Source organism: Ornatilinea apprima, assembly GCF_001306115.1.
Taxonomy (GTDB): Bacteria; Chloroflexota; Anaerolineae; order Anaerolineales; family Anaerolineaceae; genus Ornatilinea; species Ornatilinea apprima.
In genome coordinates, this window is sequence record NZ_LGCL01000040.1 from 170,418 (window position 1) to 182,581 (window position 12,164).

At 52.8% G+C, this 12,164-nt stretch carries 11 protein-coding genes and 1 other RNA gene; 2 read left to right on the top strand and 10 right to left on the bottom strand.

Annotated features, from left to right (window positions below):
- Window positions 1–594 carry a TetR/AcrR family transcriptional regulator gene (locus ADN00_RS16665; protein WP_075064140.1) on the bottom strand — a complete coding sequence of 198 codons (594 nt, stop codon included), beginning with the start codon at window positions 592–594 and terminating at the stop codon, window positions 1–3.
- Window positions 595–835: 241 nt separating this feature from the next.
- Window positions 836–976, bottom strand: coding sequence for a hypothetical protein (locus ADN00_RS20340; RefSeq protein ID WP_236691535.1), 141 nt, complete (start codon window positions 974–976; stop codon window positions 836–838).
- Here ADN00_RS20340 and ADN00_RS16670 point away from each other — a divergent pair.
- Together ADN00_RS16670 and ADN00_RS16675 are read left to right on the top strand one after the other, a co-directional pair.
- Window positions 923–1,915 carry a glycosyltransferase gene (locus tag ADN00_RS16670; RefSeq protein ID WP_269083474.1) on the top strand — a complete coding sequence of 331 codons (993 nt, stop codon included), beginning with the start codon at window positions 923–925 and terminating at the stop codon, window positions 1,913–1,915. The two genes, ADN00_RS20340 and ADN00_RS16670, sit on opposite strands and share 54 nt — an antisense overlap.
- A 12-nt stretch (window positions 1,916–1,927) precedes the next feature.
- Entirely contained in the window at window positions 1,928–3,100 is a 1,173-nt protein-coding gene (locus tag ADN00_RS16675) for a polysaccharide pyruvyl transferase family protein (protein ID WP_075064142.1), read from the top strand.
- A gap of 14 nt (window positions 3,101–3,114) precedes the next feature.
- On the opposite strand, the gene ADN00_RS16680 is transcribed toward ADN00_RS16675, so the two are convergent.
- The 8 genes from ADN00_RS16680 to ADN00_RS16715 all read right to left on the bottom strand — a co-directional run bounded on the left by ADN00_RS16680 (window position 3,115) and on the right by ADN00_RS16715 (window position 12,161).
- The gene (locus ADN00_RS16680) at window positions 3,115–4,344 is read right to left on the bottom strand and encodes a hypothetical protein (protein WP_075064143.1); all 1,230 of its coding nucleotides are present in this window, start codon (window positions 4,342–4,344) and stop codon (window positions 3,115–3,117) included.
- Window positions 4,341–5,579, bottom strand: coding sequence for a hypothetical protein (locus tag ADN00_RS16685; protein ID WP_075064144.1), 1,239 nt, complete (start codon window positions 5,577–5,579; stop codon window positions 4,341–4,343). The genes ADN00_RS16680 and ADN00_RS16685 overlap by 4 nt, the downstream gene beginning before the upstream one ends.
- A gap of 4 nt (window positions 5,580–5,583) precedes the next feature.
- A complete protein-coding gene (locus tag ADN00_RS16690; protein ID WP_075064145.1) occupies window positions 5,584–7,113 on the bottom strand; it encodes an oligosaccharide flippase family protein in 1,530 nt (509 codons plus the stop codon).
- 126 nt (window positions 7,114–7,239) lie between these two features.
- Window positions 7,240–9,015 (bottom strand): glycosyltransferase family 39 protein, encoded by a 1,776-nt coding sequence (locus ADN00_RS16695; protein WP_075064146.1) that lies wholly within the window; start codon window positions 9,013–9,015, stop codon window positions 7,240–7,242.
- A gap of 187 nt (window positions 9,016–9,202) precedes the next feature.
- Window positions 9,203–10,102, bottom strand: a complete 900-nt coding sequence (locus ADN00_RS16700; RefSeq protein ID WP_075064147.1) for a methyltransferase domain-containing protein — start codon at window positions 10,100–10,102, stop codon at window positions 9,203–9,205.
- Window positions 10,103–10,127: 25 nt separating this feature from the next.
- Window positions 10,128–10,227, bottom strand: an RNA gene (ffs, locus tag ADN00_RS16705) — signal recognition particle sRNA small type.
- Window positions 10,228–10,316: 89 nt separating this feature from the next.
- Entirely contained in the window at window positions 10,317–11,435 is a 1,119-nt protein-coding gene (locus ADN00_RS16710; RefSeq protein WP_075064148.1) for a metallophosphoesterase family protein, read from the bottom strand.
- A 39-nt stretch (window positions 11,436–11,474) separates the two neighbouring features.
- Window positions 11,475–12,161 carry a polyphosphate polymerase domain-containing protein gene (locus ADN00_RS16715; protein ID WP_075064149.1) on the bottom strand — a complete coding sequence of 229 codons (687 nt, stop codon included), beginning with the start codon at window positions 12,159–12,161 and terminating at the stop codon, window positions 11,475–11,477.
- Between the last annotated feature and the right edge of the window lie 3 nt (window positions 12,162–12,164).

Below are 12,164 nucleotides of genomic sequence, written 5' to 3' on the forward strand. Positions count from 1 at the left end.
TTAAGCCTGAATACCCTTTAGAATGATATCCATGGAGACATCCAGCATTTCTTCGGGCGTGCCGGTGGGGCGGGTGGTGAAAGCCACCGGGGTCATGGTGCCCAGAATGATGCGCATGGCCAATACCGGATCGATGGGGCGGAAGCTGCCTTCCTGGATGCCTTTTTCAATCATGCGGCAGATCAGATCCTGGTAGGCGTGGCGACTGGCCGCCATGCGCTGCTGGCTTTCCAGACCCAGGCGTTGGGCTTCGATGGTCAGGCGCATGTAGAGCTGTTTGTTTTCCAACAGGTAAGCCAGGTGCTTTTGCATCACGCGGCGCAATTTTTCAAAGGCGGTGATGGGCAGTTGGTCAATTTCCTGAGCGCTTTGAGTGATCGTCTGGATCTCATCTTCAAAATAGGAGATCAGGATGTCGTCTTTTGTGGCGAAGTAATCATACAGCGTGGACTTACCAGTACCGGCGGCTTCGGCAATCTCGCGCATGGAAGTCTCGTTAAATCCTTTTTTTAAGATGAGCTGAATGGCCACCTGGGCAATTTCCTTGCGGCGGCGGGCCTGTTCTTCTTCGGTCAGTGGTATTCCTTTTGGCATTTTTTTGTCCTTGAATTATTAGCGAACGTTGGTTGCTTATTATTATAGCGACTATTGGTCGCTTGTCAAGAGGCAATTTTGACTCAATTCCATGATTCTTAAGAACCAATCCGCACAGACGCGAGGTTGTTGATTTGATGTTTGATTATGATCAATGCCACCAACAAGGTGGGGCGTGCGATGGGAATCATATATAATATCTAAGGAAATACTGAGTACAGATTGGGATGCGTGATTGAAATCACTCCACATTATCGATCATTTCTGCTTGGGGGGCGCACAGCGCATTGTTAAAGGCATTATCGATGTGATTCCTTCTGCGCAGCTGTTGCCGCTGCACAAAAAAGGTGGTGATCACAAACAGTTTTCCGTCCCAGCCCATCGCTATCTCTCCAAGCCAACGAACAACCTGCTTCTCCAGTTATTTCACTTGTTACAGGTTCCCCATCAGATCCGCAAAAACCAAATCCAAATTATCCACTGCCATCTGCATTACAGTTGGATGTTTGGTTTATGGCTCTTTTTTGTGCTCAGAAGCAAAACTGACCTCACGCTGTTTTTCCATGAGCACGATTCCATTCTGCTAACCCGCTGGTATTATCCCTTTCTGGTGCGCTGGCTTAACCGGTACGGACGCTTTATCGCCGTATCAAAGTTTATTCAGGACAGGATCAATGCCTGCGGTGTGCCAATAGAGAAAGTCCATCTGGTTCGCAATTATGTCGATTTGAGCTGTTTTCAACCCGCAGAGCGAGAGGCCGGAGCCGTGTTTGGGATCGAATCGCGCTGGCTGGAAAACCGCAAACGCATTGGGTTTGCTGGAAGGTTGGTGGGGTACAAAGGCTGGCGAACCGTTCTCGACCTGGCTGGCAGGCTGCCGGAGGCTTGTTTTTTGGTCGCCGGCGACGGTACAGATGCCCCCACAGTAGCCAGAGAAATTCGCCAAAGGGGGCTGCAGGAGCGCGTTTTTTTGTTGGGATATATCTCCAACATGGATGTGTTTTATCATCAGGTGGATGTGCTTATCATCCCTTCTATCCGGGAGGCGTTTGGCCTGGTGCAGTTGGAGGCGCAGGCCTGCGGTGTGCCGGTGGTGATCTTCGACAGTGAGGCAGCCCAAGAGATTCACGGGGATCAGTCTTCCATTCTGGTGCCCCAGGGCGACGTGGAAATGCTGGCCGGAAAAGTGCAAGCGCTATTGGAGCAGTCGGATTTATATGCGAAATATGTGGAAAAGGGGCTGGCCAATGCCCGTTTATATGATCTTGATGATTATTCGGAGCAGCTTAACCACATTTACCAGGCTGCTCTCAAGCCCTAGGGTGAAAACTTGATGAAGCGCCTGGCAATTTGTGGAGAAATATACAGCGCCAACGTGGGGGACCGCGCCATCCATGACAGTCTGCACTACCTGTTGAAGCGGCTGGACCCAAGTATTGAAATCATCCCCATCGATTTAAGCGGGCGAATCTCATCGAGCGGTGCAACGGAACGCGTTGGCCTGAACCAGCGTGTAGCGCTTCTGGCTGCGCTACCCATTTTCTACCCTGCATTAATGATGCTCAATATCGCCTCTCAACAGGTGAAAAGATTGCGCGGACAGCGCTCCCAATGGCGGCAAAGGCTTGAGACTGCGGATCTGCTGGTTGTGGGTGGTGGTCAATTATTGATGGATGATGCTTTAAATTTCCCATTAAAAATCTCCTCCCTAATACATGTTGCGCAATCCCTCAACTTGCCGTTCTCCTTCAGCGCCTGTGGAGTGGGTTCTAACCACACCTGGCTGGGTAGAAGACTGCTGTGCGATGCGCTGGTTGGGGCGCAGTCGATCAGCTTGCGCGACCACCTTTCTCAGAATCGATTAAAAATGTTATGCCCTGGGCTGGCCAGCCAGGTTACCATGGACCCGGCAATTTGGGCAGGAGATGTTTATCCCTTCGCACCAGCCGGGCGGAATACCGGCTGTATCGGGTTAGGGGTTATCAACCGGAATGAAGCCAACCTGCACCTGCCGCGCGAACAGCGCTTTTCTAAACACGCTTGGGACCAATTATGGATCGATTTAGTCGGCGAGTTGGCCGCAAATAACCGGCAGGTGGAATTATTTACCACTGGCAGCCCGGTTGATGATCTCTTCGCGCAAGCGCTGTTCGCGCACGCTCAGGGGCGGGGCTGGGCGCAGGTGAGCCTGGCGACGCGTCCTGTAAATCCCCAGCAGCTGCTGACATCGCTGCGGGATTATTCGGTGGTGGTCGCTGCCCGGCTTCATGCGGCCATCCTGGCGAACGCCATCGGAATCTCGACCATCGGCCTGAGCTGGGACACTAAGGTACAGACCTATTACTCTGAAAGCGACCGGCCAGAGCTGTGCTTTGATTTGAACCAACTCTCTATTCAGCAAGTCAGCCAGGCTGTTCTGGAAACGAGGGGACAACCTTTTCCTCGCGAAAAGCTGGAAGAATTGAAACAACGCGCGCTGACAAACGCGCACCTTATTCTTGGGTGATGAGGAAATGCGGATCACATCCCGGGTGGTAAGAAATCGGGGTTAAAAAGGTCTTGCTGGTAAGGGAATTTTTGTGCCTTGAGGAACTTGAATAACCAGCGGGGTATCCGTCTGTAAATCCAATTGCGAATTCTTCCTTTAATATGTGCCACTTGTAAAGGAAAGATGTATTGGTGTTTTGCCTGCGAGCGGGCAAACTGAATTGTCTGCAGCACCCACACTTCTCCAAATTCATAATGGGGCGTCCAGCGGAAAATATCATGTATTCCAAAAGGCTGTTTGAAGGTCTTAAAGGCCGGTAAAGTGCCACAAATTTCCAACATGGTCATGGTGCGAATGCACTTCTCACATTTAGAACAATTATTAACTGCGAAACGATACTTCTCATCCACGCAAACGCGCAAAAATTGTTGAGCAGGTTCCCAGTTGGAAATGGCTGCCACTTTCTCCACTCGTGAAGAAGTCGCGCCATGATGAATAATCTTCAGGGTTTCTGTTGAAAGCAGGTGATCAACCATTGGGGAAATCCCCCTGGGGATTAATTCATCGAGCGAATAAGAAGAAGGCACCACCAGATTGGCTATCCATCCGTCCAGCGCCAGACCGGCCCCGAAGATCACCCCCGCGTGAGCAATGCCCCATTTCAGCAACCCGGAAGAAAAATAATGAAGGTTGGTAGCACACGAGATCAGCTCAATCCCCAATGGAGTGAGGTGTCTCTCAAAAATCTGCAGACTCTCCAGATAGCTGGCCTGGTTCTGAAAGGGAATATCGAGGCCGTGGATGAACAGCGCGCCACGAACCTGGTATGCCAGGTCTGTCTGATACTCTGGAAGGTGAGACACCAGGGAATGGGAAGAATCGACCCCACCTGAAAAAAGGGTTACCAGATTTTTCCCTGCCCGCTGTGCTGGTAAAGGTTGCAGGTCGTTGGCAATGATATTCACCAAACGCATTTGGTTTGGAATCCAGTATGCCATCACCTGCTGATACTCTCGCATGCCGTTCAAGAGGCGCGGCGAAAGAGAGCCTTGAATGGTAAGGTCTTCACCCAGGACCTGCGCCAGTGGAAGCAGGCTCACCGCGAATGGGTCCGCGCGCCCGCTGACGAACGGCGCGTATTTTTCCGGAAAGCTGAACCAGGCGATGTCCGGTTTATTCAAGGGGCGATGATCATAGCTGATACGCGCCGAAACAATTACCCGGCCATCATTCGTGTGGATTTCTGGTGTTGAAATAATCATTCTGCCAGGTTCTCCGGAATGTCAGGATTCTGAACGAACGTATTTTCAGGGTCATTTTCATCGGTCACGCAAAAAACCGATTTCTTTATCCAGTTAGGTGAATATTTGCGAGCCAGGCGGAGCGGAGTGCCCACCAATATGCCCAGCAAGATGCCGGGGAGCAGCTCTTTACGCTGCTTCCAGGCATACTCAAGGTAATCTTTTTCCCCCCGAAACCCAATTTCCATCTGGCTGCCCCACAGGATAAGGTCTTTGAACTTGAAGGGGGATTTCAATGTAGTGAATTTCTCCAGTCGGCCGATGACATTTAAGTCCATGCGGGTGCGTAAGCACTTGCTGCAGTAGCAACAATTCATATCCGTGTCATCATGCCAATCCAAACACACTCGCAAATTGTTTTGCGCAGGTTTCCAATCGGAGATGGCTTGTGTTTTCGCAAAACGAGTGAAAGCGCCGCCATGTGTAATCACTTCAAAAGATTCTGTGGCAACCAAGTAAGTCGTCATGGGGCCGGCAGCCGCGTCTTTGTAACGTTCATACATCCTGCCAGATGGGATTACCATACCGGCCAGAATCGGGCTTATCCCCAGCGCCGCTCCGACCAAAGGCGCCTCAAGAAGCAGATTGAATGGAATTCGATTTGCCGCAAAGCGCATCAGATTCGTACGCACGGGAATCCATTCTAAATTGAGCTCTTGCGCCAATGTGGCATATCTTTCTGCCAGATATTCAAATTTTCGCTGATATGCAAGGGGTAGATCAGGCGACCCTTGCAAAAACAGAGCGTATTTCAGCGGCCACTGCGGGCTTTTCAAGGAAGGGGTCAACATCTGTTGAATGGTAAAGAACGAATTGACTCCACCTGAGAAAGTGGTTGCATAACCTGCACTGAACTGGTTTGCAGGCGGTGGGGTTAGATTCTCTGCATGGATGCCTACTTTTTGGAGCAACTGCGGCTGCCAATGGTAAAAAACCCGTTGATATTCACTCAAATTGTAGATTAATCGCGGTGACGCCTCTCCCCGGCATTCCACGTCCTCACCCAGGGCCATTGCCACCAGCACCAACGCTGCTAGAGGACTGTCAGCGCGGGTGGAGAGGGCATGCGCGTAGGCTTGTGGGTAACTGAACCAGATAGAATCGGGAAATCCTGGATTCGGTGCGCGGGTCTCCACGCGCGCTTGCATGCGAACTTCTGAACCAGCAGGGACAATTTCGGGTTGGTGAATGATCATACGCCTAATCCATGGGTTGGTCAGCTTTTTTTGAGGCAGTGGATTTGTGGAAAACCAGGCGGCTCTGGCGCAACAGGCCCGGGATGATCTCTCGCCAGGCTTTTTCCAGTTCGCCTCTTTGGGGAAGGAAAACCACCATTAACAGCAGGATCAAACCCATTGCTGCCACCCGCCAAGCCAAATGCGGAATGGCCAGCGCGGCGGTGAACCCGGCGCCCAGCAGCCCACCCGATTTGATTAACATCGTCCAACTGGCACGGTCGGGGCGAAACAGCATTCTTCGATGGTGATAGATCAAACTCAAACCGGTCAGCAGCAGATTGACAATCAAACTGGCGACCACCACCGTATATACCCCCAACTGGGGTAGCAAAAGCGCGGCCAGCAGAATCATGCCTCCCGCGTACAGGCTGCTGTCCAGAACAAGGTATTTCAGGCGCTGGGCGGGTACCAGATCGATATTCATGCAGCGGCGGACGACCAGGAAGAAATCACCCAGGAACTGCCAGACCAGAATTCCCTGAGCAGCCAGGAATGCCCGGCTGTAGAGCAAGGGAATCCAAATTTCTCGCGTCGCCAGCAGCGTAACAAGGAAAGGAGTGATGATCAATAAACTGAAACGCAGGCCGTCATTCTGCGTTTGGCGCGCCGCTTGCGGCTGCGCAGACAGGGTTGAGGCAATTTTGGGGAGGATGAACGAGAATAAAATCGCCAATATCAGCCCCATGTAGGCGTCTGAAATGCCAGTTGACACCTGGATGATGCCGTTGTCTTCCAGCCCTAATTGTTGAATGACCAGGCTGCGGGTGACCAGATTGCTCAAGGTAAGCAGAATTTGAGTGATCACCAGTGGTCCAATATGCCCAAGCAACATGCGAAAATCCTTGTGAGTAGGGAGAAAGTTCCAAAAGTCCACTGTGTGGCGCGGAAAGATCTTGAACCGGAAAAAGGATACCGCAACCAGAAAACTGGCCGCCTGCGAAATCAGCAGCGCCCAAATGCCGCCGTCGATATGAAAAAAACCGATCAGGGTAACCGTGATGAACAGACTTGCCCCTGTACCTAAAATGGATACCAGTGTGTAGGTTTTCCATTCCAGCAGCCCGCGAAACAGATTCTGAAAGAAAAGCGTCTGGAAAACAAAGAACGCGGTGAAAACGCAAATCAGAACGTAATTTGCGTAATCGGGGGTGTTGAATACCCACTCGCTGATCGAGCGGGAAAATAAACCCGTCAGCACGATACCCACCAGACCAGTGATGCTGCCGAGCAAGTACATGCCAGACGCAATGCGATTACGCGCCTGCGCGGCTTGCTCGCTCGCGTTTTCTGCGATCAGTTTGACAAAACCGCTGCCCAAACCGGCGCTCAAAATCACCTGAAAGGCCAGCACCAGAGAAGTGGCCTGGGCAATCAGGCCGTACCCGCCTGCGCCGGTAAAGGTGGCCAGGGCTTTAGAACGCGCCAGACTGAAAGCAACCACGGCCGTTTGTTGGATCAAGAAATAGAGAAAAACTTTGGATAACTCAAACATAATCGCGGCAAATGATGAAGACTAATTGATTTGATTATAAAGCACGAACGAATCTGTCAGAAAAGTCCATCCCCTCCGGTCTGAATCTCAGGCGGGAGGGGTTGAATTTGCGGTAATAAACTGACTTCACTGAGCAGGATCAACGCTGTAGATATATGTGTTATTGATTTCCGTTTCTTCACGCGCTGTCGAGAGATCCAGCGGGCGTGACAAGGGGTGATGCGCGGCCACGCTTTCCAGCGATTGGTCTTCATACGGGTTGACCAGCACGAAGGCGCGGTTATATTCACGCTCTTCCAATTCCCGAAAGGCATCTAAAGAAAGGCCGGCGCGGCGGGCGTAATACAACACCTGGGCGTCGAGCGGGAAGTCTACCAGAGCCACATCCTCCGGCCCCATGCGACCCTTGAGCCATACCGCGATCTGCTCATGCGCGCCGGTAGCGCCTTCGGTCAGGTAGGGAAGGTTGGGCTGGGCTTGCACAACACAAGCGGCGGCCACCATCAGGGTCAGAACGGCCAGCAGGGGGGATTCGAGGTTTTGTTTGAAAAACCGTTGGACAACGGCCACCCAACCCGCCGCGGCCCACACCGCCAGCAGGGGCAGGCTGAAGAAAAACAGCTTGGAGAGCATCTCGGGGCGTTGGAGCGGCATGGCAACCGCGAAGAAGACCAGCGCCGAGGCGAGCACAGGAATTTTATGACGGGTTATCTGGCGGTGCAGGGCCAGCGAAAAAATCAATCCCAATCCAATGAGAAGAATGGCTGCCAACGGCATGGCCTGGGTAAAGCGCATCCAGATATCGTTGAGGAAGAAAGGCAGGCGGTCAACAAACTCTGACCAGGTGAAAGACTGCACGAACTTATTGCCCAACAGAGCGTCTGGGCCGGAGGCAAACAGCACCGGCAAATACAAAATGCCAGCCAACCCGAGCGCGGCGGCTCCGCTTGTAACCATCCAGGCGAAAAAATGGCCTGGTTTATAAGCCGGGAGGGGTTCTTTCACCAGCAGCGAGAACAACAACCAGGTGTACAGCACGCCGATGGCGTAAGCCATAACCGGCACGGTGAACAGCCCGAACGCCGATAGCAGCGCGATCCACGCCCAGGCCGCCGGGCTGCGGCGTTTGAGAGCAACCCCCGCCAGAGTGAAGATCAGCAGGCTGAAAAATCCTAAGAGAGAGTAGCCGCGGGCGTTGGCAGAATAGAATACCATCTGCGGCCACCAGGCCGCCAGCGCAGCCGCCAGCCATCCAACGGTCCGGCTGTATTGGGATTTCCCCAACAGGTAGGCTGCCGGGATGCACATCATTCCGGCCAGGAAAGCGGGCAGGCGCACGATCCAAGGGGCGTCACCAAACAGGCGGTAAGCGATGTGCACCAGCAGGGTATGAAAAACATGATTGTTGGGCAGGGAGTAGTCGCTGATAGCGGCCCAGAATGTGCGGCTGGCAAAGTCGTTGAAGGTGACGGCCTCGTCGTACTGCATGGGTGCGGGGAGAAGCGCCAGACGCGTGAACATGCCGGCAGCAATGACCAGCCCCAACAGGGCAATTTCCCACCCCTTTGGCAGGGCATCCGCGAGGTCCGCCAGCAAGCGGCGATTGTCTTGCCCGAGTTCTCTGATATGCTCGCGGCCCCATTGGATTGCCGCCGCTGCGCGCGCCGGTTGGGTCAGCACAGCTGCGCCAGCCAGTAAAATAAGAAAACCGATCCCGGCCAGGCCTGCCCGGGCAACGGCGATTTGCGGCAGGTCCAGGGCTTCCATCTGGTTGTCGGCTGAAAGCGGATCGAAAAGGAGATGCAGCGCAGAAAGCGGGGCCAGGCCAGGCAGCATCAGCAGTATGCCGGTCGCGATGAGCAAGATTTCCAGATTTTTAAGCGGTTGGGTGGATTGTTTCATAATTCAAGAAGATTGACCAGGATGGGTTGTAGAAGATGATATGGTTAATTTTATCGGAATATGAAAATAGAATAGCGAAATAAAGGCGCCAAAGATACCGTCAGCAAGGAACTTTAATCCAGCAATCTGACACCATAAGAAACAAAAATCTGCCCTGGTGGGCAGATTTGAATCATTGGATTAATGGTCAGGATTGTTTTTCAGACAGCCGAAAATCGTAAATGCCATTGGCAACCGGGAAGCGCAGCCCGCATTGACTGCAAACCAGTTGAGGCGGCGTGTCTTCCAGTGGCGCGCCGCAAGATGGGCACTTGAAGAATTGTCCCGCTTGCGCGGCGGGAGTATCTCCAATCGCTTTGGTGCGCAGGAATATGCTGGGGGAAAGCTGCCACCACTCTCCGGTGAGCTGCAGCACCTGATCCATCCACACCAGCAGCTTCAGGGGTACGATCTTTTTCAGGAATCCGACGCGGAAATGCGAAACCGTCAGCGTGCGCTGAATGGCGAACTTGCTCAATCCTAACCAGGCGCGCACTGTGAGTGGATGAAAATCAAAATTCAGGTCGGCAAATTCAATCGGTTCGGGAGAAAATGGATTCCAGGCCTGCCGGTGGAAGGTGTAGCGCAGGATCGACTTGAGATTGCGCTTGTTGGCATATTCCAAAATAAAAATGGCGCCCGTTTGTAACACGGAGCGAACCTGGTCCAGGGCAGCGCGCGCGTCGGCCATGTGATGGAGGGTGCGGATCATGGTCGCGCCGTCAAACAAGCCGGAGACAAACGGCAGATGATAAATATCAGCGGCGATATATTTATATTTTGGGCTGTCGCCCAGCCGCTCGCGGGCTTGTTGGAGCTGTGTGGTGGAATAGTCCAGCAGCACAATTTGTTCATACCCTTCATAGCGGTGCGTGTTGCGGCCTGCGCCAGCGCCCAATTCCAGCATTCTCGCCCCGCCCTTTGGCAGCAGGCGGCGTAAAGCTATTGCTTCAACGGCATCTTCATAAGCGCGACCGCCTTTTTCCCAGAAGCTTTGCTGGTAATCGGATCCTTCGTAATTACAGACCGGGGGGGTATCTACATTCATCCATCATTCTCGTTTAATAAAATAGTCCGGGCAGGTATCCCGGCGGCGCCCAGAGTTGCCTCCTTACCGTTGCTTCCTCTCGGACCTGGCGGGGTTCGGTGGTTTCTGCCGCGCCGGTCCCACCCGGACGTGGCTTAAGGATACCGCGAGCGGGGCAAGGTGTCAATCATTTCCATAGCCGGATTGAGAAATTGTGTCACCTGGCTATAGATTTTTATGGACTGGGAAGCTTCGCGAGGTAATAATTCAGGTCTTTTTCGGAATAATCTACCACTGGCTGCCCATTGGGGTGAATAAAACCAATTTCAACTTGCTCAGAATTGTACCTGACCCAAAGAGCCGCGTCTTGCTCTGTGTCCCCGAAGCCCGCGGCCAGCATGGTTAAATCGACATCCGGGTGTTTCTGGTAATAGGGAGAGAAATTTCCGCCCCAGGCGCCCACATCACCGGCGACGAGGTAAACTGGTTTCTGGCGGGCAGCGGGGACGAGGGTTTCATTCAAGATTGAATCAAAATTAGGGTCTCCATAATTTTCTTTGGCATTGGGTGCGGCGGCAGCAACCCCGCTTTCAAATAGGGCGGTGATTGTTTCAGCAGGGATAAAAAGCACTTTGTGCATCATTACAAAAAAGAATTTAACTTGAGGGTCAGATAATGCCGCTTCAATGGCCTGCTCGAAAAACGCTTTTTGGGATTCGGTGATTTTCCCTGGGTCTATTTCCGTATCCAGAATGATGAAGGCCGCCGGCCCGTGCTGGAAGGTGTAATAGGTAGGCCCGTAGCGTTGCTCGTAAAAGGCGCGATCGCGCACATCGTGGTTGCCCACAGCGTTATAGACAGGCATCTCCAGACGGTCCAACACACTCGATTCGAGTTGCTCCAGGTAGACCATGCTGGGATTAGGAACCGTGTCGCCCAACAAAAAAAGCATATCCAAATCCATGGCATTAATGGTTGGAACCATCTCAACAAATGTGGAAGCCGGGTGCGGGTGTTCTTCTCCAGGCCGCCCATAGACGTGCCCGGCTGCCAGAAACGCGTACTCACCGGCTGGTCTGCTCATCAAATCCACCTGGTTCAGGCTGACCCGGTTGGGGTTGATGGTCAGCGCCTGGCGAATGGATTCTTGATCTGGCTGCTGCGTGGGTTCGGGTGCCTCCGTGGGCGCGGCAACTGGCTGCGATGCAGAAGTGAATGCCAGCGCCAGCCTTAGTTTGGAAAGTCCGCCGCTTTTTTGAAAAACTATTCCGGCCAGAAAACTGCCCGCCAGCATTAACAAGAGCAAGGTGATGCAGGCCAGATGGGATAAACTTCGAGATGATCGATTCTTCATTAACGGTCTTTCCAGGGCTTTCAAAGAACAGACCGGCGGTTATTGGAAAATCCAGCCGGCTAGTTCAACATACTTGGAATAGGCTTCAACAGGCAGGGGAAATTCAGCCAGCACATCTGCCAGGTCGCGGGCTAATTCTGGGGCGGCTTTGAATTCGATGATCAGCAGGTCGCGGGTGGGGATTGGAAAAGAGGTGTTCGGCCGCGGACTGGCGCTTTGGTCAAACGCGGTCAGATCATAATCCAGGGTCAGACGGATCATTCCATCGGCGGAGATGAAATACTGGCGCTGGTAGTTATTGATCAGTATGGGGCGGCTGATGACCAAGGCCTCGCTGAAAACGCCGGTTGCTTCACTCTGCAAATCTGCATAAATCTCCTGCCAGCCGCACCGGGCGAAATCCAACGATTTCAAGATCATTTGCGAGTCCTTCCAGCCAATCATTCCCTGTTTGTGTTTCAGCTCCAACTGCCCAAAGGCAGGAGAAAAGTTTTCTCCGTACCAGCGGAAGCGCAGTTTGCGGCGCTCGAACGTCCCCGCGATATGATCATTGAACATGTCTTGTGAATGGGTGTCAAAATACAGGTTGTTGACGCGCCTGGTCGGGAATGCGGTACGAAAAGCGCGAGAATGCAGCCGCACCCAGCTCTCAACCGCGAAACGGTGGGAATTTTCAAAGACCATTTTGATCTCATACCGTTGTGAATCAATATCCATATTGAACATGGG

Coding starts and splice junctions, on each gene's coding strand:
- ADN00_RS16675 (WP_075064142.1), top strand. CDS start 1,928: ATGAAGCGCCTGGCAATTTGTGGAGAAATATACAGCGCCAACGTGGGG.
- ADN00_RS16700 (WP_075064147.1), bottom strand. CDS start 10,102: ATGAATGTAGATACCCCCCCGGTCTGTAATTACGAAGGATCCGATTAC.
- ADN00_RS16680 (WP_075064143.1), bottom strand. CDS start 4,344: ATGATTATTTCAACACCAGAAATCCACACGAATGATGGCCGGGTAATT.
- ADN00_RS16715 (WP_075064149.1), bottom strand. CDS start 12,161: ATGTTCAATATGGATATTGATTCACAACGGTATGAGATCAAAATGGTC.
- ADN00_RS16690 (WP_075064145.1), bottom strand. CDS start 7,113: ATGTTTGAGTTATCCAAAGTTTTTCTCTATTTCTTGATCCAACAAACG.
- ADN00_RS16710 (WP_075064148.1), bottom strand. CDS start 11,435: ATGAAGAATCGATCATCTCGAAGTTTATCCCATCTGGCCTGCATCACC.
- ADN00_RS16665 (WP_075064140.1), bottom strand. CDS start 594: ATGCCAAAAGGAATACCACTGACCGAAGAAGAACAGGCCCGCCGCCGC.
- ADN00_RS16695 (WP_075064146.1), bottom strand. CDS start 9,015: ATGAAACAATCCACCCAACCGCTTAAAAATCTGGAAATCTTGCTCATC.
- ADN00_RS16685 (WP_075064144.1), bottom strand. CDS start 5,579: ATGATCATTCACCAACCCGAAATTGTCCCTGCTGGTTCAGAAGTTCGC.
- ADN00_RS20340 (WP_236691535.1), bottom strand. CDS start 976: ATGGGCTGGGACGGAAAACTGTTTGTGATCACCACCTTTTTTGTGCAG.